Origin of the sequence: Plesiomonas sp. (assembly GCF_051650925.1) — a bacterium.
GTDB lineage: Bacteria > Pseudomonadota > Gammaproteobacteria > Enterobacterales > CAMTGL01 > Plesiomonas.
In genome coordinates, this window is the sequence record NZ_JBOFRH010000208.1 from 1 (window position 1) to 1,324 (window position 1,324).

Here is a 1,324-nt window from a genome sequence, read left to right on the forward strand (position 1 = left end):
AAAGATGCTCTAGCTACGGGAAAGGACCGGCAGGCCACTCAGACTAAAGCACAGGAGGCTGCAGCTTCGGCTAATGCTGCTAAAGCAGCGCAAGATAGCATTGTGGAAGATGCTGCCGATGTCAGAGATAAGGCCCTACGGGTTGCAAACAATACGGCCTTAGTGGCTAACAATGCCGCTGCTGTTCAACTCAACACCGAACAGGTGGCTCAAAATGCACAAACGGTAACCACTAAGACGCAGCAAGTATCAGAGAATGCGCAGGCAGTGGCTGCCAATACACAGGCTGTTACCCTGATGCGCGATGAGGTTGTGGCTAAAACTAGCATGGCACAAGCCGCAGCAGATACCGCGACACAGAAAGCCGCATTAGCCGCTGAGCATGATGCAGCCGCTGCGGAATATGCTCGCCAAGCGCAAGAAGCGGCGCAAGCAACCGCAGGTGCATTGATTGATGGTGGTGCCGCTGACTTATCTACTGGTGTATATCCGCAACCGGTGCAGGTAAGTGGTGCAGCGCGGCCAACCTTCTGGAAGGTTACGAAAGGTGGCACAGTCGGTGGTGTTGATTATGGTGTGGGCGACACGCTTATCTACACGGTAGCGGGGAGTGGTAGCTACTACAAAATTGATAACACCGAGTCTGTCACTAGCGTTCAGGGTGAAAAGGGCGCAGTGACCTTAACGCCGGAAAAGATTGGAGCTGAGCCGGCAGGGAATACAGTTGCTGCTATTACCCAACACTCAGAGAAATCTGGTGCGCATACGATTAATGGGGTGTCAGGTCTAGCGGCTGCTCTTGATGCAAAAATAGACTCAAGCGCTCAGCTCGTACCTGATGGTCAGGATCTGATCGTCTATCTGCGAAATACAAAGACGAAGTTACTTCGGGTTGGTGGGGCTGTTTTGAATGCGCCAAGAGGCTGGATTGGTGGCGATATGCTCGTTATTGAGCATAGTGCTAATTACCGTTGTGTATTTGCCATTGGCTTAGATGGTATCTGCCATTCACTAGCTATTTATCCAGACAAGATCGTTGGATGGGTAAAGCAGTATGGAAGTAATAGCATTGTAGGTGATGTTTCCCAAATCGGCGGGGTTCCAACAGGGGCTATTATTCAAACAGGAACAAATGGTAACGGTCGGTATATCAAGTATGCCGATGGTACGCTTGTAAACTTTTGTCAGATAACGGTGCTACCTACAGGCATTAGTCAGAACTTTATAGCATCTACACCATGGCCACATTCATTCATCGCCAGTCCAGATCACGTGTCATTCACAATAATTGGCACAGATGGTAATGGAAATATATCAGGGATTG

1 protein-coding gene is annotated in these 1,324 nt (G+C 49.7%); it reads left to right on the forward strand.

All coding sequences use genetic code 11. The features are described from left to right. Positions 1-102: 102 nt before the first annotated feature. Positions 103-1,324, forward strand: a 1,222-nt coding sequence (locus tag ACRC27_RS05060) for a hypothetical protein (RefSeq protein WP_438639331.1), incomplete at its 3' end; no start/stop codon positions are given.